15 protein-coding genes are annotated in these 19609 nt (G+C 68.0%); 3 read left to right on the top strand and 12 right to left on the bottom strand.

The genetic code is table 11. The annotated features are described in order from the left end of the window. Positions 1-145: 145 nt before the first annotated feature. Both R2601_RS06310 and R2601_RS06305 read right to left on the bottom strand, forming a co-directional pair. On the bottom strand, positions 146-2305 hold the full coding sequence (locus tag R2601_RS06310) for an esterase-like activity of phytase family protein (RefSeq protein WP_007795283.1): 2160 nt from the start codon (positions 2303-2305) through the stop codon (positions 146-148). Between the two features lie 132 nt (positions 2306-2437). Further along, entirely contained in the window at positions 2438-3226 is a 789-nt protein-coding gene (locus R2601_RS06305) for a hormone-sensitive lipase (RefSeq protein ID WP_007795279.1), read from the bottom strand. An 86-nt stretch (positions 3227-3312) separates the two neighbouring features. Between R2601_RS06305 and R2601_RS06300 the strand changes: the two genes are divergently transcribed. Then, a complete protein-coding gene (locus R2601_RS06300) occupies positions 3313-4794 on the top strand; it encodes an NAD-dependent succinate-semialdehyde dehydrogenase (RefSeq protein WP_007795275.1) in 1482 nt (493 codons plus the stop codon). After that, positions 4791-5174, top strand: coding sequence for a hypothetical protein (locus tag R2601_RS06295; RefSeq protein ID WP_007795272.1), 384 nt, complete (start codon positions 4791-4793; stop codon positions 5172-5174). Before R2601_RS06300 ends, R2601_RS06295 begins: the two co-directional genes overlap by 4 nt. 12 nt (positions 5175-5186) lie before the next feature. Here R2601_RS06295 and cueR read toward each other — a convergent pair whose 3' ends face one another. The 8 genes from cueR to R2601_RS06255 form a co-directional block, all read right to left on the bottom strand. After that, positions 5187-5576, bottom strand: coding sequence for a Cu(I)-responsive transcriptional regulator (gene cueR, locus R2601_RS06290; RefSeq protein WP_007795269.1), 390 nt, complete (start codon positions 5574-5576; stop codon positions 5187-5189). After that, positions 5573-8059, bottom strand: a complete 2487-nt coding sequence (locus R2601_RS06285; RefSeq protein ID WP_007795266.1) for a heavy metal translocating P-type ATPase — start codon at positions 8057-8059, stop codon at positions 5573-5575. The genes cueR and R2601_RS06285 overlap by 4 nt, the downstream gene beginning before the upstream one ends. A gap of 81 nt (positions 8060-8140) precedes the next feature. After that, entirely contained in the window at positions 8141-8566 is a 426-nt protein-coding gene (locus R2601_RS06280; RefSeq protein WP_007795262.1) for a hypothetical protein, read from the bottom strand. 92 nt (positions 8567-8658) lie between these two features. After that, positions 8659-9855, bottom strand: coding sequence for a dual-specificity RNA methyltransferase RlmN (rlmN, locus tag R2601_RS06275; protein ID WP_007795259.1), 1197 nt, complete (start codon positions 9853-9855; stop codon positions 8659-8661). A gap of 110 nt (positions 9856-9965) precedes the next feature. Continuing rightward, entirely contained in the window at positions 9966-10916 is a 951-nt protein-coding gene (locus tag R2601_RS06270) for an ABC transporter ATP-binding protein (protein WP_007795253.1), read from the bottom strand. Beyond that, positions 10913-12790: a dipeptide/oligopeptide/nickel ABC transporter permease/ATP-binding protein gene (locus R2601_RS06265; RefSeq protein WP_007795250.1), complete on the bottom strand. Its 1878-nt coding sequence runs from the start codon at positions 12788-12790 to the stop codon at positions 10913-10915. The genes R2601_RS06270 and R2601_RS06265 overlap by 4 nt, the downstream gene beginning before the upstream one ends. After that, entirely contained in the window at positions 12787-13734 is a 948-nt protein-coding gene (locus R2601_RS06260) for an ABC transporter permease (protein WP_007795248.1), read from the bottom strand. Before R2601_RS06260 ends, R2601_RS06265 begins: the two co-directional genes overlap by 4 nt. A gap of 184 nt (positions 13735-13918) precedes the next feature. Further along, positions 13919-15496, bottom strand: coding sequence for an ABC transporter substrate-binding protein (locus tag R2601_RS06255; protein ID WP_007795244.1), 1578 nt, complete (start codon positions 15494-15496; stop codon positions 13919-13921). A gap of 104 nt (positions 15497-15600) precedes the next feature. Here R2601_RS06255 and R2601_RS06250 point away from each other — a divergent pair, with 104 nt between their 5' ends. After that, positions 15601-16278, top strand: a complete 678-nt coding sequence (locus R2601_RS06250; protein WP_007795242.1) for a DUF1028 domain-containing protein — start codon at positions 15601-15603, stop codon at positions 16276-16278. A 13-nt stretch (positions 16279-16291) separates the two neighbouring features. On the opposite strand, the gene R2601_RS06245 is transcribed toward R2601_RS06250, so the two are convergent. Both R2601_RS06245 and clpA read right to left on the bottom strand, forming a co-directional pair. Continuing rightward, on the bottom strand, positions 16292-17005 hold the full coding sequence (locus tag R2601_RS06245; RefSeq protein ID WP_007795237.1) for a FadR/GntR family transcriptional regulator: 714 nt from the start codon (positions 17003-17005) through the stop codon (positions 16292-16294). A gap of 227 nt (positions 17006-17232) precedes the next feature. Next, positions 17233-19563: an ATP-dependent Clp protease ATP-binding subunit ClpA gene (clpA, locus tag R2601_RS06240; protein WP_007795234.1), complete on the bottom strand. Its 2331-nt coding sequence runs from the start codon at positions 19561-19563 to the stop codon at positions 17233-17235. Positions 19564-19609: the final 46 nt, after the last annotated feature.

Below are 19609 nucleotides of genomic sequence, written 5' to 3'. Positions count from 1 at the left end.
TGTCGCGCCGCGCGGGGCCTGCAGAGGTCGGCAATGCGCGCCCGTTCAGGCGCGGGTATGCCGGGGCAGGGCATCAGCTGCGAAACGGAGAAGGGCGGACCAGATGGCCCGCCCCTTCCAAATCTACTGATGGATCGGGCTGCGTTCACTCGAGCTCGAAGGACCAGAAGAAGGTCTCGCCGGAGCTGTCATCGACGCCGTCATTGTCGGTCGAGACATAGACGGTGCCGGCATCGGTGATCGCGAGGCCTTCGACCTTGTCGACCACGTAGCCGCCCCAGCCTTTCAGGTCGGGGATCAGGTCGCGCACCTCTTCCTTGCTCACCACCGGCAGCTCGCCGCCCAGTGCGGCGGGCTGCATCTCGGACAGGGCAATGCGGTAGACCTTCTTGGTCACGGCATTGGCGCCGATCTGGTTGTCACGCTCAACGACATAGACGTGATCGCCATGCGCGGTGATCTCGGACAGGCCGACCCAGCCGGTCTCGGGCGTCGCCTTGGGATAGAGCACGGCGCCCCACTCCTCGGTCTCGGGGGTGTAGGACACGAGCTTGACGTGATCTGCCGGATCGTCGCCCCATTCGCGCTGCACTGCCATCCACAGCGTGCCGTCGATCATGGTGACGCCCTCGAAGCCGAAACGCTTCTCGACCGCCAGAAGCTCGGCCGGCAGCGAGACCTCGTCCTCGATCTCGCCCTCGGCATTCACGTGGTAGAGCGCATGCGGCACGAGCCGGTCGGTGCGGCCCTCGGAGGCCAGCCAGAAGCCGCCCTCGCCATCGGTTGTGATGCCCTCGAGGTCAAGCTTCTGGGCATTGCGGCCCTTCCGGGTCACGTCGGTCGCCGCGACGATGCGCGCCGGGCTCTGCGACGGGTCGATGGTGAAGATGCGCGGCTGGTAGCCGTAGAAGCTGTCGTTGACGGCGTGGATCATGCCGTCCTCACCGGCCACCATGCCCGAGATCGCACCCCAGCCGATCAGCTCGTCGGCGCCCTCCGAGGTCAGCGTCGGGTACTGCGCCTCGCCTTCGGCATATTCGTAGATCATCACATGCGCGCGCACGCCGCCATCCTCGACGAGGTCTTCCTCGTTGGCGGTGACGAAGAGGTTGCGCTGCGGGATCGCGACGGCGCCCTCGGGGGCGATGCCCGACGGCAGCAGCTGCTTCAGAACCGGCGCGGCCGGGTCGGTCATGTCGTAGACCCCGACCATCGAGGCGCGCTCGGCCAGCAGGAAGAGATACGGCGTGTCGCCGAAGCTGGCAAATTCCATGCCCTCGGGCTCCACGCCCTTGGCGTCCGAGCGCTTGTCCGGGTAGTGGCCGGCCCGGATCACCGCCTGCTCGAAGGCGGTGCCGCTCTCGAAGACCTCGGTGCCGTCCTTGTGGAACACGGTGAACCCGCGCGAGCCGCCATCCATGTCGCCCTCGTTGGCGATGGCGAAATGCTCGTCGTCGATCCACTGCACGCCGTCGGGCTCGCGCACGCGGCCTTCCTGGCTTTCGGTGAAGAGCAGCGCGCCGCGCTCGTCGGTGGCGTCGATGCCGGTCAGGTCGACCGCGCCGGCAGAGAAGTGCGACAGCACCTCGCCCGACTTGTTCAGAACCACGATGTGGTTGTTTTCCTGCAGCGTCACGACGATCTCGCCGGCGCCGTTCACGTCGACGAACTCGGGTTCGGGATCTTCCGGCGCGATCTCGGCAAGGCCGGTCACGTCGGCTTTCACCAGACTGTCGCAGTCGGCCATGCCATCCACCACGTCGAGGATCGCCACATAGCCCGCGGGCATCTGCGGCACGCGGCCGTTGCCCAGATCCTCGTCACGCTCGTTCTCGATGGCCACGGTGACGAAGCTGCCATCCTGCGCCATGGCGGTGCTGTCGGGCTGGCCGCCAAGATCGCATTCGCCCAGAAGCTCGCCCGAGGTCGCGTCTATCATCGCCAGCTTGCCCGACGGATCGGTGTAGCTCTCGGAGGTGTTGACGCCAGCGAAGATGGTGTTGCCATGCACGTAGACCGAGGTCGGCTCGCCATCGACCGACACGTTGCCCAGCGGCTGCGGGTTCGAGGGCTCGGTGATGTCGATGCGGCCGATCACGCCCAGCGGACTGTCGGTATAGACCAGCGTGTTGCCGTCTTCGGTGGCATAGATGATCTCGGCCGAGGTGACCTGCGACCGGTCCTCGCCCTCGGCCATGTTGTCCGGCGTGGCGAAGGAGGCGATGCGGTTGAAGGTCATCTCGGCGGCGGCAGCGGTTGCCGTCAGCGCGATCACCGAGGTGAGGCAGAGCGTGCGGAAATACATGGAGGGTCCCCTGTCTTGGTCCGGCAACGCCATGCGCCCGCCGCGTAACGGCAGCGTGACAGGACGGTTACGGATTTGCGAAACGCAGGGGAATACGGCCCGAGACGCGCCCCGCGAGGGGCCGCCGAGGCGCTAGCCGAGCAAGTGCGCGGTGATCGCAGCGTCGGGCTCGGCCAGTCCGTCGATAACGTCGAAATGATGCTTTTCGTCATCCACCACCACCGGGCAGGACCACGCCTCGCCCAGCCAGCGCGCCTGCTCGAGAAACACCGGCCGCTCCGCCGCGCCGACCCAGACCGTCACCGGCACCTGCGGCGGCGCCATGGCGACCGGGCTCTCGGCCCAGGCCTCGTCGGCGTCGAGCTGCAGCCTCTCGTTCATGCCGGTCTGCATCAGCGGCCGCAGGTCCGAGAGCGGCGAGATCGGCATGACGTGCGCAATCCGCGCAGCCACTTCCTCGGGCAGCATCGCCGGCGCCAGCATCCGCGCGACGAGGTGCCCGCCCGCCGAGTGCCCGGCAAGCCGGATCGGCCCGTCGACCTCGCCCGCGGCGCGGGTCACGGCGGCGGCGATCTGCCGGGTGATGTCGGAGATCCGCACCCTGGGGCAGAGATCGTAGGACGGCAGCGCCACCGCCCAGCCTCGCGCCACCGCGCCCGCCGCCAGATGCGACCACGTCTCGCGCCCGAAGGCCATCCAGTAGCCGCCATGCACGAAGACCACGAGCCCCTGCGGTGCGCCCTCGGGCAGGATCAGGTCGAGCGCCTCGCGGGGACCGTCTCCGTAGGTCAGCCCCGCTTTCAGCCGGTCTTCGGCGGCCATCTCGGCGCGGAACGCAGCGGCCGCCGTGTTCCAGCGCGGAGGGTAGTCCTCGGCCTGCGCAATATATGGCCCGTTGGCATAGGCGTCGCTCAGGTCCATGGTTTTTCTCCCGGCTTAGACTAGACTTTCATGCAAGCAGATGCTCTGCCATGCCGCAACGTAAGACCATCCCCAAGGAGGATACCATGCTGGATCAGACCGCAACCAATCTCCCCTCGCTTCTCGACGATCCGAGCCTCCTGCAGACCAAGGCGTACGTCAACGGTGAGTGGATCACCGGCGCCGAGGGCGAGTTCGAGGTCACCAACCCGGCCCGCGGCGACGTCATCGCCAAGGTTGCCAATCTCAGCCGCGCGCAGGTCGCGGGTGCCATCGACGGCGCCTATCTGGCGCAGAAGGACTGGGCGGCATGGACCGCCAAGGAGCGCTCGACCGTGATGCGCAAGTGGTTCGACCTGATCATGGCGAACCAGAAGGACCTCGCCACCATCCTCACCGCCGAGATGGGCAAGCCGGTCACCGAGGCTGCGGGCGAGATCGCCTATGGTGCCAGCTTCATCGAGTTCTACGCCGAGGAGGCCAAGCGCATCTACGGCGAGACCATCCCCGGCCACCAGCGCGACAAGCGCATCATGGTGATGAAGCAGCCGATCGGCGTGGCCGCCTCGATCACGCCGTGGAACTTCCCCAACGCGATGATCACCCGCAAGGTCGCCCCGGCGCTGGCCGCGGGCTGTTCCTTCGTCGCCCGCCCTGCCTCCGAGACGCCGCTTTCGGCGCTGGCGCTGGCGGTGCTGGCCGAGCGCGCAGGCATCCCGGCGGGCGTGCTCAACGTGCTGCCCTCGGACAGTGCCTCCGAGGTCGGCAAGGAGTTCTGCGAGAACCCCAAGGTGCGCAAGCTGACCTTCACCGGCTCCACCCAGGTGGGCCGCATCCTGCTCGGACAGGCCGCCGACCAGGTGATGAAATGCTCGATGGAGCTGGGCGGCAACGCGCCGTTCATCGTGTTCGACGACGCCGATCTCGACGCGGCGGTGCAGGGCGCGATCATGTGCAAGTTCCGCAACAACGGCCAGACCTGCGTCTGCGCCAACCGCATCTACGTGCAGGCCGGCGTCTATGATGCCTTCGCCGCCAAGCTCAAGGACGCGGTCGCCAACATGAAGGTCGGCGACGGCCTCGAGGACGGCACCGACCTTGGCCCGCTGATCACCGCGAAGGCCATCGAGAAGGTTCAGGACCACATCGCCGACGCCAAGTCGAAGGGCGCCGAGGTCATCCTCGGCGGCGGCGAGACGCTGCAGGGGCCGGGCTACTTCATCGAGCCCACCATCGTCACCGGTGCCTCCCGCGATATGAAGTTCTCCACCGACGAGACCTTCGGCCCGCTGGCACCGCTGTTCAAGTTCGAGAACGAGGACGACGTGATCGAGATGGCCAACGACACCATCTTCGGGCTCGCCTCGTATTTCTACGCCAAGGACCTGAGCCGCGTGTACAAGGTCGCCGAGGCGCTGGAATACGGCATCGTCGGCGTCAACACCGGCATCATCTCGACCGAGGTGGCCCCGTTCGGCGGCGTGAAGCAGTCCGGCCTCGGCCGCGAGGGCTCGCATCACGGCATCGAGGATTACCTCGAGATGAAATACGTCTGCCTCAGCGTATGACGACAGGACGCAGGCGCGGGGGGCCTCTCCCCGCGCCGCACCAGCTCCCGACCCCGGCGGATCTGGAAGACTGGCGCGCGGCGGCCCATACCGGTGCCGGCAGCCCGTGGCTGCCCGTGGATCTCGCCGAGGCGCTGGTGCGCTACGGGCTTTATCACGGTGAAGGGCTGCGGATGATGGAGGCCGCTTCGCTGATGCTGCACGAGCCGCCCCGCGACGTGGCGTGGGAGATCATCGGCGCCGACAGCCCCGGCGAGAACTGGGACGATCACCGGGATCCCGAACGCGCGTTCCGCCTGTTCCGCGCAAAGCTGCGCAAGGCGCAGGGCGACGGGGCGCGGCTGCAATACAAGATCTGGCTCGGCCGCCGCGACGGCTGAGCCGTCCCGCCGTCAGCCCTCTTCCGCCAACCCCTGCAGGATCGGGCAATCGGGCCGATGATCGCCGTGGCAGGCCTCGACCAGCTTTGCCAGCGTGGCGTGCATTTCACGCAGCTGGGCGATCTTTTCCTCGATCTGGTCGAGATGCTCGGTGGCGAGCGCCTTGACGTCGGCGCTCTCGCGCGCCTCGTCCTCGTAGAGCCCCAGCAGGGTGCGGCAATCCTCGATGGTGAAGCCCAGAGCCCGGGCCCGGGCGAGGAAGGCGAGCTTGTGCAGGTCCTGCTCCGAGAAGGCGCGGTAGCCGTTTTCGGAGCGTTGCGGCCGCACCAGCCCGATATCCTCGTAATAGCGGATCGTCTTGGCGGGAAGGCCCGCCCGCTCTGCCACCTGACCGATGTTCATTCCGCCGCCTCCAGTGTCATGGGTTTGGTCTGCGTCCGCTCGCGCGCCGGGGACATCACCGGTGCCAGACGCCGCAGGCGCAGCGCGTTGCTCAGCACGAAGACCGAGGACAGCGCCATGGCGCCTGCCGCCAGCATCGGCGACAGCAGCAATCCGAAGGCCGGATAGAGCACGCCCGCCACCACCGGGATCAGCGCCACGTTGTAGCCGAAGGCCCAGAACAGGTTCTGCCGGATGTTGCGCAGCACCGCGCCGCTGACGTGGAACGCCTCGACCACGCCCGCAAGCTCGCCCGAGACCAGCACGATGTCGGCGCTCTCGATCGCCACGTCGGTGCCGGTGCCGATGGCGATGCCGACCTCGGCCTCGGCCAGCGCCGGGGCGTCGTTGATGCCGTCGCCGACAAAGGCGACGGGGCCAAAGCGCTCGCGCAGCGCCTTGACCGCGGCAAGCTTGCCCTCGGGCAGCACCTCGGCCTCGACGTGGTCGATGCCCAGCTCGCCCGCGATGGCCTGCGCCGTGGCGCGCGTGTCGCCGGTGATCATCGCCACCTTGATGCCCTGTGCGTGCAACGCCTCGACCGCTGCCCTTGCGCCGGGCTTGACCCGGTCCGCCACCGCGAAGACCCCGGCAATGGCACCATCCACGGCGACCAGAACCGGCGTCTGCCCGGCGGCGGCGATGTCGTCATGGGTGGCTTCCAGCGGTCCGAGCGCGATGCCCTCGCGCGTCATCAGACGCTTTGCCCCCACCAGCAGTGCGCGCCCCTCGACCGTGGCGGACAGGCCGTGGCCGGCAATCGCCTCGCTGTCCTCGGGCTGGCTCAGCGCGCCTTGAGCGGCGGTTTCCAGCGCGCGGGCAATCGGGTGCTCCGAGCCTTGCTCGGCGCTCGCGGCGAGTCGCAGCACCTCGGCGGGCGCGACCCCCGGAGCGGCCTCCGAGCGCACCAGCGCCGGCTTGCCCTCGGTCAGGGTGCCGGTCTTGTCGAAGGCCACCACGCGGCTGCCCTCCACCGTCTGCAGCGCGTCGCCCTTGCGGAACAACACGCCAAGCTCGGCGGCGCGGCCGGTGCCGACCATGATCGAGGTCGGTGTGGCAAGCCCCATGGCACAGGGGCAGGCGATGATCAGCACCGAGACCCCGGCCACCAGCGCGTAGGTCAGCGCCGGGGAGGGGCCGAAGAGCATCCACGCGAGGAAGGTCAGCGCGGCGGCGGCGATCACCGCCGGCACGAACCAGATCACCACCTTGTCGGCCAGCGCCTGGATCGGCAGCTTGGCGCCCTGCGCGTCCTCGACCATGGCGATGATCCGCGCCAGCATGGTGTCGCGTCCCACGGCGGTGGCTTTGAAGCTCAGCGCGCTCGCGCCGTTCACCGTGCCGCCCACGACCGTGTCGCCGGGGCCCTTGCCGACCGGGACCGGTTCGCCGGTGATCATGCTCTCGTCGATATAGCTGCTGCCGGTGATCAGGGTCCCGTCCACCGCGATGCGCTCGCCGGGGCGCACGTGCACCTCGTCGCCGAGCTGCACCTCGTCGATGGCGATTTCGGTGATCCGGCCCTCGCGCTCGACCCGCGCGGTGGCGGGGCGCAAACCGACCAGTCGCTTGATTGCGGCACCTGTGCGGCCCTTGGCGCGCGCCTCGAGGAAGCGGCCCAGCAGGATCAGCGTGACGATGACGCCGGCGGCCTCGAAATAGACCGCGCGGCTGGCCTCGGGCAGGAGACCCGGCAGGAACAGCGCCACGGTGGAATAGCCCCAGGCCGCCAGCGTGCCGAGCGCCACCAGCGAATTCATGTCGGGCGCGCCCTTGGCCAGCAGCGGCAGCCCGACGCGGTAGAAACGGCGACCGGGGACCGCCAGCACGGCGGTGATCAGCACGAATTGCAGCAGCCACGAGGCCTGCATGCCGATGCTGTTCATCACCAGCGCGTGGAAGCCGGGGATCAGGTGGCCGCCCATCTCGATGACGAAGACCGGCAGGGTGAGGGCCGCGGCCACGATCAGGTCGCGCTTGAGCGCCCGATGCTCCGCCGCCTTGCGCGCCTCATGAGCGGCGCTGTCGTCCCCGGCGGGGCGCGCGGCATAGCCCGCCTCCGAGACGACCCGCGCGAGATCGGCGCTGTCGGCGCTGCCGGCAAGCAGGGTCACGTCGGCAGTCTCGCTGGCGAGGTTGACGCTGGCCGAGAGCACGCCCGGCACCTCGCGCAGCGCCGCCTCGACCCGGTTCACGCAGGAGGCGCAGCTCATGCCCTCGATGGCGAGCTTCACCTGCGTCTCTCGGGCCGGGTATCCGGCCGAGGACAGCGCCTCGCGCAGCGCCTGCACGCCCGCCGAGCCCTCGACCGTCGCCATGCGGTTGGCGAGGTTGACGCTCGCCTCCTCGACGCCGGGCACGCCGGAGAGCGCCTTCTGCGCACGCCCGGCACAGCCGCCGCAATTCAGCTTGGTGACTTCGAAACGGATGGGTTCCACGGCCATGACAGACTCCTTTCGTCTGGTCTGGACCGGGATATAGTGCTTCCAGTTACTGGAAGGTCAAGGCCCGCGCAGCGGCTTGCGTCAGTTCAGCACGCAGCGCTGGCGCAACCGGCATTCACCGCAAAGCAGCGGCAGCCCGACGCGCTCGGCGGTATTGACCAGCGTCAGCACATGAACCGGGGTGACCAGCATGGTGGCTTCGAGAAGCGCCTGTTCGCGATCCTGCTCGGTGGCGGTCAGCACAAAGCGGGCGATGGCGCGCTCGTCCTCGCTGCTGCTGGCGGCCCCTTGCTGCAGGATCAGCGGGCTGTGCCAGCCGTGCCGGGTGAGTAGCTCAGCCAGCTGGCCAAAGGCGCGGAGGCAGGCGCGGGCGCGGGTGAAGCCGAGCGCATCGCGCAGCAAGAGCTGTGCTGCGGCCTCGTCATCGTCGCGCCAGAGGCGCAGAAGCTCGATGAGCCAGCGCTCGGCGGGCCGCAGGTCGACCCGGTCGAACCGTTCATGTCGCATGGAAACTCTCCCAGCCAGTGGCGTCGCGCGTCCGGGCTGCCCGGAGGCGGGCTGGCTGGGTGAGTTAATCCTGACCGTTTATGTCGGGTAAGTCAAGCGGCGCCGCTCGCCCCGGTTTCGGCGGCGATCTGGGCGCGCGACTTGCGGGCGCGCTCGGTGGCGGATTTGAGCTGACCGCAAGCGGCCATGATGTCCTCGCCGCGCGGGGTGCGGATCGGCGAGGCGTAGCCGGCCTTGTAGACGATATCGGCAAAGCGCTCGATCCGCTCCCAGTCCGAGCGCTGGTAGGGGGCGCCGGGCCATTCGTTGAACGGGATCAGGTTGATCTTGGCCGGGATGCCCTTGATCAGGTTGACCAGACGGCGGGCATCGGCGTCGCTGTCGTTCACGTCCTTGAGCATCACGTATTCAAAGGTGATGCGCTCGGAGTTCGACAGGCGCGGGTATTCGCGCAGCGCGTTCAGCAGCGTCTCGATGTTCCAGCGCTTGTTGATCGGCACCAGCTTGTTGCGCACCTCGTCGGTGGTGGCGTGGAAGCTCACCGCCATCAGGCAGCCGATCTCCTTGGCGCATTTAGCGATCTCGGGCACCACACCCGAGGTCGACAGCGTGATGCGCCGGCGCGACAGGGCGATGCCCTCGCCGTCCATGGCGATCTTCATCGCGTCGCGCACGTTGTCGAAATTGTAGAGCGGTTCGCCCATGCCCATCAGCACGATGTTCGACAGCAGGCGGGGGCCGCCCTCGCCGGTGCCGGTTCCGGGCTCGGGCCACTCGTCGAGATCGTCGCGGGCCAGCATGATCTGGCCGACGATCTCGCCCGCGGTCAGGTTGCGGACCAGCTTCTGGGTGCCGGTGTGGCAGAACGAACAGGTCAGCGTGCAGCCGACCTGGCTCGAGATGCAAAGCGTGCCGCGGCCTTCCTCGGGGATGTAGACAACCTCGACCTCGTGGCCGCCGGCGATGCGGACAAGGTACTTGCGGGTGCCATCGACCGAGACGTTCTTCGAGACGATCTCGGGCAGGAGGATCTCGAAATGGGCGTCGAGCTTGGCGCGGTATTCCTTGGCGAGATTGGTCATCTCGGCAAAGTCGCGCACGCCCCAGTGATAGACCCACTGCCAGATCTGGTTGACGCGCATCTTGGCCTGCTTTTCGGGCGTGCCCATCTCGATCAGGGCAGCACGAAGCGCCTCGCGGGTGAGGCCCACGAGGTTCAGCTTGCCGCTCTCGGGCAGCTTGCGGGGGATCGTCATCACGTCCTGCGTGATCGGCGCATCTGCGGCCATCTCGGTCATCCTCTGTCTGAAGAAGACGCCCCTATACAGGATTCGGCGAAAAAAACAAAGGCCGTGCTTGCCGGGCAGTCGGGGCCCATCACGCCGACTTGAAGCCAGCCCTAGCGCAACGGGTGGAAGCAGGCGACCTGCCCTGTCTCGCCTTCGAGCTGCGGCACCTCTTCGGCGCAGCGCGGGCCCGCATTGGGGCACCGGGCGCGGAAGGCGCAGCCCTTGGGCGGGTTCAACGGATCGGGCAGCTCGGTCTCGCGGCTCTCGGGAGGGCTCAGCGCCCGGCCCACCACCGGCGCGCTGTCGGCCAGCAGCTTGGTGTAGGGATGGCGGGGCGCCGAGAACACGTCCTCGGCGCGTCCGACCTCGACCACCGAGCCGAAATAGAGCACCGCCACGCGGTCGCTCACCGCCTCGACCACCGCCAGATCGTGCGAGATAAACAGGTAGGTCAGCCCCAGCCGCGCCTTCAGATCCGCCAGCAGGTTCAGCACCTGCGCCTGCACCGACACGTCGAGCGCCGAGACCGGCTCGTCGAGGATCAGGATCCGGGCCTCCGCCGCCAGTGCCCGCGCGATGCCGATGCGCTGGGCCTGCCCGCCGGAGAATTCGTGCGGGTAGCGCTCGAGGAACTCCTCGCGCAGGTTCACCTGGGCGAAGATCTCCGAAATGCGCTTGTCCCGTGCCGCGCGCGCCATGCCGTGCAGGCGCTTCAGCGGCGCCTCCATGATCTGCCGGATGGTCTTGCGCGGGTTGAGTGAGCTGATCGGGTCCTGAAAGACGTACTGGATGCGCTTGCCGAACTGCGCCGGGTCAGCGTTGTCGAGCGGCTGCCCCTCGATCTCGATATGGCCGCCCGAGGGGGCGAGCAGACCGACCAGCATCCGCGCCAGCGTGGACTTGCCGCAGCCCGACTCGCCGACGATGCCCAGCGTCTCGCCCTCGGGCACGTCCAGCGTCACCGGGTGCACCGCGTGCACATGCCCCTTGGGCGCGCCGAACAGCCGCTTGCCCACGGCAAAACTCTTCGACAGGTTCTCAAGCCGCAATGCGAGGCTCATGCGGTGCCCTCCAGCTCGGTCTCGGGATAGAGGCAGCGCAGCCTGCGCGGGCCGTAGGCGTCGAGCGCGATCTCACCCTGCCGGCAGGCCGGTTGCGCCTTGTCGCAGCGCGGCGCGAAGGCGCAGCCCGACGGCAGGTCATTGACCGCCGGCGGCAGGCCGGGGATGGCGTGCAGCCTACGCTTGCCCTCGCCAAGCTCGGGCACGCAGGCGATCAGCCGCCTCGTGTAGGGGTGCGCCGGTGCCTCGAGCAGGGCGCGGGTCGGGCCTTCCTCGACGATGCGCCCGGCATACATCACCGCCACCCGGTCGCAGAGCTGCGCCACCACGCCGAAATCGTGGGTGATGAAGACGATGGCCAGCCCCTTCTCGCGCCGCAGCGTGTCGAGCAGCGACAGGATCTGCGCCTGCACCGTGACGTCGAGCGCCGTGGTCGGCTCATCGGCGATGATCACCTCGGGATCGTTGGCCAGCGCCATGGCGATGCCCACCCGCTGGCGCATCCCCCCGGAAAGCTCGTGCGGGAAACTGTCGAGCCGGCTCTCGGCATTGGGGATGCGCACGTCGCGCAGCAGGCCGAGCGCGCGTGCCCGCGCCTCGCTGTCGGAGAGGGCGTGGTGCACCCGGATCGCCTCGACCAGCTGGTCGCCGACCTTGTAAAGCGGGTGCAGCGTCGCCAGCGGATCCTGGAAGATATAGGCCACCTCGCGCCCGCGCAGATCGCGCAGCCGGCCATAGGGCGCGCCCACGAGATCCTCGCCCTTGTAATGCACGGCCCCGCCGGTGATCACGCCGGGCGGCGAGGCGACTAGCCCCATCACCGACAGCGCCGTCACCGACTTGCCCGAGCCGCTCTCGCCGATGATGCCGAGGCATTCGCCGGGCTTTACGCCAAGGCTCACCCCGCCCACAGCGCGGTAGACGCGGTGCTTCACGTGGAACTGTGTCTGCAGATCGCACAGGCTCAGAACGTCGTCGCCCTGCGGCTCGGGCGCCGGGTCCTCGCGCCGCACCAGCGTCGCCGCCATCGGCCGGGTCAGCGCCCCCGAGCGCAGCCGCGGGTCGAGCGCGTCGCGCACGCCGTCGCCCAGCAGGTTGATCGCCATGACGATGATCAGGATCATCGCGCCGGGCACCACCGAGGTGTGCGGGCTGGTGATCAGCGCCGCCCGCGCCTCGCCCAGCATCGAGCCGAGATCGGCCTGCGGCGGCTGGCTGCCCAGCCCAAGGAACGACAGCCCGGCGGTCTCGAGGATCATCCACCCCACGGTGGTCGACATGGCGATGACGATCACCGGGATCACGTTGGGCAGCACCTCGCTCAGGATGATGCGCGCATCATTCATGCCGGCCAGCCGGGCGGCATCGATGAATTCCCTGTTGGCGATGCCCACGGTGATGCCGCGGATGTTGCGGGCGAAGAACGGGATGTTGACGGCGGCCACCGCGATCAGCGCGTTGAGCAGGCCGGGCCCGAGGGCTGCCACGATGGCCAGCGCCAGCAGGATGTAGGGAAACGCCATCAGCATGTCGACGCCGCGCATGATCAGGTTGTCGACCCGGCCGCCGTAATAGCCCGCGATGATCCCCACCGCCGCGCCCAGAACCGCGGCGATCGTCGCGGCGGCAAAGCCCACCGCGAGGCTCAGCCGCGTGCCCCAGAGCAGCCGCGACAGCTGGTCCCGGCCAAGATGGTCTGTGCCCAGAAGCGCGCCCTCGGAGAACGGTGGCAGGAAGCGGTTGCCGGTGTCGGTGACGTCCGGATCGGGCAGCGGCAGCAACGGCGTGACCAGCGCCAGCAGCACCACCAGTCCCATGACGATCAGCCCGGCCAGCGCCAGCCGGTTGCGGGCGAGAAGGGCCAGCGTGCTCATGTCTTGATCCTCGGGTCGAGCAGGCTCTGGGCGACGTCCACCACGATGTTGAACATCACGTAGCAGGCCGCCACCAGCACCACGCCGCCCTGCACCAGAAGGATGTCGCGCTTGAGGATGGCGTCGACCAGCATCCGCCCGACGCCGGGCCACTGGAACACCATCTCGATATAGACCGCGCCCGACAGCACGAAGCCCGCCTGGATGCCCAGCACCGGCAGGATGCTGACCATCGCCGCGCGCAGGGCGTGGCGCCAGATCACCCCGCGCTCGGGCACGCCCTTGGCGCGGGCGGTGCGGATGTAGTCCTGCCGCAGCACCTCGAGCATGGCCGAGCGCGACAGCCGCGCCACCACCCCGGTGGCCACCACGGCGAGCGCCAGCGCCGGCATCGTGAGATGCGTCACCAGCACCGGCAGCGTCCGGTCGCCATAGATCGGCCACATGCCCGAGGCCGGGAACCAGCGCAGCTGCACGGCGAAGATCAGGATCATCATCATGCCGAGAAAGAAGGACGGGATCGAGATCCCCAGCAGCACCGCGAAGGTGATCGCCTTGTCGGCGAGCCCGTATTGCCGCGCCGCCGAGACCACGCCCGCCGCCACGCCGATCACCGAGCACAGCACGAAGGACGTGCCCGCCAGCACCAGCGTGGCCCCGAACCGGTCGAGCACCTCTTCGAGCACCGGACGGTTGAGCGAGAACGAGCGTCCGAAATCGCCCTGCACCATGTTCCACAGCCAGATGAAATAGCGCTGCACTGCCGGCTTATCGAGCCCGAGATCCCGGTTCAGCTTTTCGACATTCTCCGGCGTGGCATAGCTGCCGAGGATCGCGGTCGCCGGATCGCCGGGGATCATCGCCATGATGGCGAAGACGATCACCGTGATGCCCAGAAGCACCGGCACCGCCGAGACCAGCCGTTTCAGAATATAGCGACCCAAACGGCCTCCTTCCTGACCCTGCGCGGCCCATCCTCTCCGCGCGACCCTGCATCTTCTCTACGTCCCAAATACTCCGGGGTGAATGCGCGCAAGCGCAGAGGGGCAGCGCCCCTTCGTCTCGCGGGCCGCAGGCCCGCGCCGGTCGGACCGGGCAACGCCCGGTCCGAAACCCCTCGGAACAGGCTCAGTCCTTGCTCACATCGTCCAGCAGCAGGAAGAACGACGGCTGCAGCTCGAACCCCTCGACGCGGTCATTCGTCACCGCGTTCTGTTTCCAGTTCGCCACGAAGACCCAGGGCGCGTCCTCTTGCACGATCTCCTGCATCTGCTTGTAGAGCGCCGCGCGCTCGTCCTGATCGGTCGCCACGCGGGCCTTCTCGAGCAGCTCATCGACCTCCGGGTTGGAATAGTAGCCCGAGTTGAAGCCGCCCTTGTCGGGCCAGGCATCGGTGCGCAGGGCGAGGAAGGGCAGGGTGTCGGGATCGTTGGTCATCCAGGCCATCTCGGCCATGTCCGCCTTGCCCTCGAGCCCGGGGTTCACCTGCCCGAGGAAGGTGTTCCACTCGTAGGTCTCGATCGTCGTGTCGAGCCCCACGGCGTTGAGATCGGCCTGGATCGCGGTGCCCATGGCCACCGGGTCGAGCATCCCCGAGCCGCCCTCGGTCACGTAGAAGGTCAGCTCCGCGCCCTCGGCGCCGGCCTCGGCGATCAGCTCTTTCGCCTTCTCCGGGTCGTAGGGGTAGGGCTCGAGCGCCTCGTTATAGGCCCAGGCAAAGGCCGGCGGGGTGGGGCCCGCGGCGACCTCGGCGGTGCCCTCGAGCACGTCGTTGACCAGCGCCTCCTTGTTGATGGCGTAGTTCGCCGCCTGCCGCACGCGCTTGTCTGCGAAGGGGCCTTCCTTGGCGTTGAGGATCAGGAACCAGACATGCGGCCCGGCCTGTTCGAAGACCTGGAAGGCGTCGTCCTGGAACTGCGACAGCGCCACCGGGGGCACCTCGACCATCATGTCGATGCCGCCCGCCAGCATCTCGGCTGTGCGGGTGTTGGCGTCGGTGATCGGGCGGAAGACCACCGCCTGCAGCTCCGGTGCGCCGTCCCAGTAATCGGGGTTGGCTTCGACCACCACAGCCTCGTTGCTGCGCCACTCGGCGAAGGTGAACGCGCCGGTCCCCGAGGGGTTGCGGCCGAAATCGGCGCCGTGCTGCTCGACCGCTGCCGGCGAGACGATCAGCCCGGTCGGGTAGGCGAGGTTCGACAGGAACGGCGCGTAGGGCTCCGACAGGGTGAATTTCACCGTCAGGTCGTCCACCGCCTCGACGCTGGAGACCGAGGAAAAGAAGAAGGCCAGCGGGAACGGGCCGGTGTCGTGATAGGAGTGATCCTCGTTCAGCATGCGCTCGAAGTTGAACACCACCGCCTCGGCATTGAACGGGCTGCCGTCGTGGAAGGTGACGCCCTCGCGCAGGGTGAAGGTGTATTCCGTGCCGTCCTCGCTGATCTCCCACGCGGTGGCGAGCGCCGGTTCGACCTCGAGCGTGCCGGACTTGTAGCGCACCAGCCCGTCATAGACGTTCATCAGGATGCGGAAATCGTTCACCGCGGTCACCGCCGCCGGGTCGAGCGCCTTGGGCTCGGCGATCTGGCCGACGATCAGCACGCCGGGCGGGGTCTGCGCGGTGGCGGGCAGGCCAAGGCCGAAACTCAGGGCAAGCGCGGTGCCGGTGGCCAGCAGGCCTCTGCGGGTCCAGGTCAGCAAGTGCATTTTTTCATCCTCTCCGTTGGCTCTGTGCGGCAATTTATCATGATCAATTGAAGCAGGCCAAATTATCGTGATAAATTCAACGATGAATTTCGACGGAGTCTCCCATGACCTTCTCGCTTCTCGCTCATGACCACGAAACCGGCACATATGGCGGCGCGGCGGCGACGGGCAGCCTCTGTGTTGGCGGCTGGGTGCTGCGCGGCGGGCTCGATTCGGGTCTCTCTGCCAGTCAGGGGACCGCGCCTTCCACCTTCTGGGGCGAGGATGTGCTGCGCGCCATGCGCGATGGGTTCACCGCTGAACAGGCGGTGGCCGAGATCACCGGCGCCGATCCGGGGCGTGGGCATCGCCAGCTGAGCGCGCTCGATCTCGCGGGGCAGAGTGCGGGGTTCACCGGCGATGCGAGTGTCCCCCATGCCAGCCACATCGCCGAACCGGGGCTTGTGGTGGCGGGCAACATGCTGGGCGGGGAGCGGGTGCTGCCGGCGCTGCGGCAGGGGTATCTCGATGCGACGGGCGGCATGGCCGAGCGGCTGCTCGCGGCGCTGCGCGCAGCGGATGCGGATGCGTCCGACAGGCGCGGACTGCAATCGGCGGCGCTTCTGGTGCTGAACCCCGAAGCTCCGCCGCTGACCTTGCGCATCGATTATGCCGAGGCGCCGCTCGACGCGCTCGAGGCGTTGCTCGCGCGGGCCACCGGCGCGCCTTATGCCGACTGGCTCGACGTGGTGCCGGTGGCGGTGGATCGCACCCGCGCGCCGGAAAAGGCACCGGACGTCTGAGGTCGCGCGTCGCTCACTCCGCGATGAAGCGGCGCAGCACCTCGGCCTCCTGCGCCTGCATCTGTGTCTCGGCGCCTTCCATGTGGTCGCGCATCACCCGGCGCGCGGTCTCGGCGTCCCCCGCGCGCAGCGCCTCGATCAACTGCAGCTGGTGCCGGCGCCCAGCCTCCCAGAGCGTGGGATTGGGCGGCTCGTAGAGCCGGCGCCAGACGGTCAGCTCGGTCAGCATGCGCGCCATGAACCGCACCAGGAAGGCCAGCAGGTCGTTGTCGGAATAGGAGGCGAGCAAGGCGTGGAACTGCAGCGACGAGACGTGCTGCGCGCGCTCTTCCTCGACGGTCTCCGCAGGCGCGGAATATTCCGCCACCACCGCCTCGAGCGCGGCGAGCTGTTCGTCGCTGAGCTTGCCGGCGAGGGTGGCGGCGACTTCGGGCTCGAGCAGCTTGCGGATCTGATAGATGTCCTTGATCGACAGGTCGCGGAAATAGAAGAAATTCGCCAGCAGCGACTGCGCGCGGTCGGGCGAGACCTCGGCCACGAAACTGCCGCCGCCGGGGCCGGTGCGGGTCTCGACCAGGCCCTGAGCCTCGAGAATGCGCATCGCCTCGCGCACCGTGCCCTTGGATCGGCCATGGCTTTCGATCAGCTCGGCCTCTCCCGGCAGGCGGTCACCAGCCTTGAGCTGGTGCTCGACGACCCATTCCTTGATCGTGTCGGCAAGCTGCACCGGGCGCGAGCGTCGGGGCGGGAATTTCTTGGATCGTTGCGGCACGAGCTCCTCCGGGATCCTGTCGCCGGCCGGCGGGCAGGTCGGCGCGGGGGATCGTGTCATCCTTACGCTGGCAGGGTGCCATGGGCCAGCGCCGCGGCGCGGGTCTTGGCGCGAAAGGGATGAAAAAAACTCCGCCGCGCGGGGCGCGGCGGAGTATGCTTGCGAGGGTGCAGCCCTCAGGCTCAGTCAGCAGTGAGAAGCGGCGGCTTCTTCGAGGACAGGCGCAGCTTGTCCGGCCCCTCGATCGACAGCGAGAGCTTGTCGTCCTTGACGCCAACCTTGACCACGCCGCCCTTGGTGAGCTTGCCGAAGAGCAGCTCCTCGGCGAGCGGCTTCTTGAGGTTCTCTTGGATCACGCGGCCCAGCGGGCGCGCGCCCATGCGGTCGTCGTAGCCCTTGTCGGCCAGCCATTCGGCCGCCGGCTTGGTGAGCTCGATGGTGACGTTGCGGTCCATGAGCTGGGCTTCGAGCTGCAGCACGAACTTCTCGACCACCGACAGGATGACCTCCTTGGGCAGCGGCTGGAAGCTGATGACCGCGTCGAGACGGTTGCGGAACTCCGGCGTGAAGGTGCGCTCGATGGCGGCGGTGTCCTCGCCCTCGCGGCGGTCGCGACCGAAACCGATGGCCGCCTTGGCCTGCTCGGCGGCGCCGGCGTTCGAGGTCATGATCAGGATCACGTTGCGGAAATCCACCGTCCGGCCGTTGTGGTCGGTCAGCGAGCCGTGGTCCATCACCTGCAGCAGGATGTTGTAGACATCCGGGTGCGCCTTCTCGATCTCGTCGAGCAGGAGCACGCAATGCGGGTGCTGGTCCACGCCGTCGGTGAGCTGGCCACCCTGGTCGAAGCCGACATAACCCGGAGGTGCCCCGATCAGGCGCGAGACCGCGTGTTTCTCCATGTACTCGGACATGTCGAAGCGCAACAGTTCGACGCCCAGCGTGCTGGCGAGCTGCTTGGCCACCTCGGTCTTGCCGACGCCGGTGGGGCCGGCGAAGAGGTAGTTGCCGATCGGCTTTTCCGGTTCGCGCAGGCCGGCACGGGCCAGCTTGATCGCCGAGCTGAGCGCCTCGATCGCGGTGTCCTGACCGAACACGACACGCTTGAGGGTCTTTTCGAGATCCTTGAGCACCTCGGCATCGTCCTTGGAGACGTTCTTCGGCGGGATGCGCGCGATCTTGGCCACCACGGCCTCGATCTCCTTGGCGCCGATGGTCTTGCGACGCTTGGATTCGGCCACCAGGTGCTGTGCTGCGCCGGCCTCGTCGATCACGTCGATCGCCTTGTCGGGCAGCTTGCGGTCATTGATGTAGCGCGCCGAGAGCTCGACCGCCGACTTGATGGCGTCGGCCGTGTACTTGATCGAGTGGTGCTCCTCGAAATAGGGCTTGAGGCCCTTGAGGATCTTGACCGTGTCGTCGACCGAGGGCTCGCTCACGTCGATCTTCTGGAACCGGCGGCTGAGCGCGCGGTCCTTCTCGAAGTGCTGGCGGAACTCCTTGTAGGTGGTGGAGCCCATGGTCCGCAGCTTGCCGCCCTGAAGCGCGGGCTTCAGGAGGTTCGAGGCATCCATTGCGCCGCCCGAGGTGGCGCCGGCGCCGATCACGGTGTGGATCTCGTCGATGAACAGCACCGCGTCGGGATGTTCCTCGAGCTCGGTCACGACGGCCTTGAGCCGCTCTTCGAAATCGCCGCGGTAGCGGGTGCCGGCCAGCAGCGCGCCCATGTCGAGCGAGTAGATCGTGGTATTCGACAGCACCTCCGGGGTATCGCCGTTGACGATCTTGCGCGCCAGGCCTTCGGCGATGGCGGTCTTGCCGACGCCGGGATCACCGACCAGCAGCGGGTTGTTCTTGCGCCGCCGGCACAGAACCTGGATGGCGCGCTCGACCTCGTGCTCGCGGCCGATCAGCGGATCGACATCGCCCTTGCGGGACTTGGCGTTGAGATCGACGCAATACTTGCCAAGTGCCGATTCCTTGTTGTCGCCGGCAGGCTCCTGCGTTTGCGCCTTGGCCTCTTCCTCAGCCTCGGTTGCGCCCTGAACGGGGCGCGATTCGCCGTAGGCGGGGTTCTTGGCCACGCCATGCGCGATGAAGTTCACCGCGTCGTAACGGGTCATGTCCTGCTCCTGCAGGAAATAGGCCGCGTTCGACTCGCGCTCGGCGAAGATCGCCACGAGCACGTTGGCGCCGGTCACCTCGGTGCGGCCCGAGGACTGCACGTGGATTGCGGCGCGCTGGATCACGCGCTGGAATGCTGCGGTCGGCACCGCCTCGGAGCCCTCGATATCGGTGACGAGATTCGAGAGGTCTTCGTCGATGAACTCCACCAGGGTGGTCCGCAGCTCCTCGGTGTCCACGGAGCAGGCCTTCATCACGCGGGCAGCATCGGGTTCGTCAATCAGGGCGAGCAGGAGATGTTCCAGCGTCGCGAATTCATGGCTGCGCGAGTTCGCGAGCGCCAGAGCTGCGTGGATGGCCTGTTCCAGGGTATTCGAGAAAGACGGCACGGCGGCGCTCCTCTTTGTCTGCGTCGGGCTCGGGACCCGACTTTGC

It is taken from the genome of Salipiger bermudensis HTCC2601 (assembly GCF_000153725.1).
GTDB lineage: Bacteria > Pseudomonadota > Alphaproteobacteria > Rhodobacterales > Rhodobacteraceae > Salipiger > Salipiger bermudensis.
This window is presented reverse-complemented; position numbering and strand designations above follow the sequence as displayed.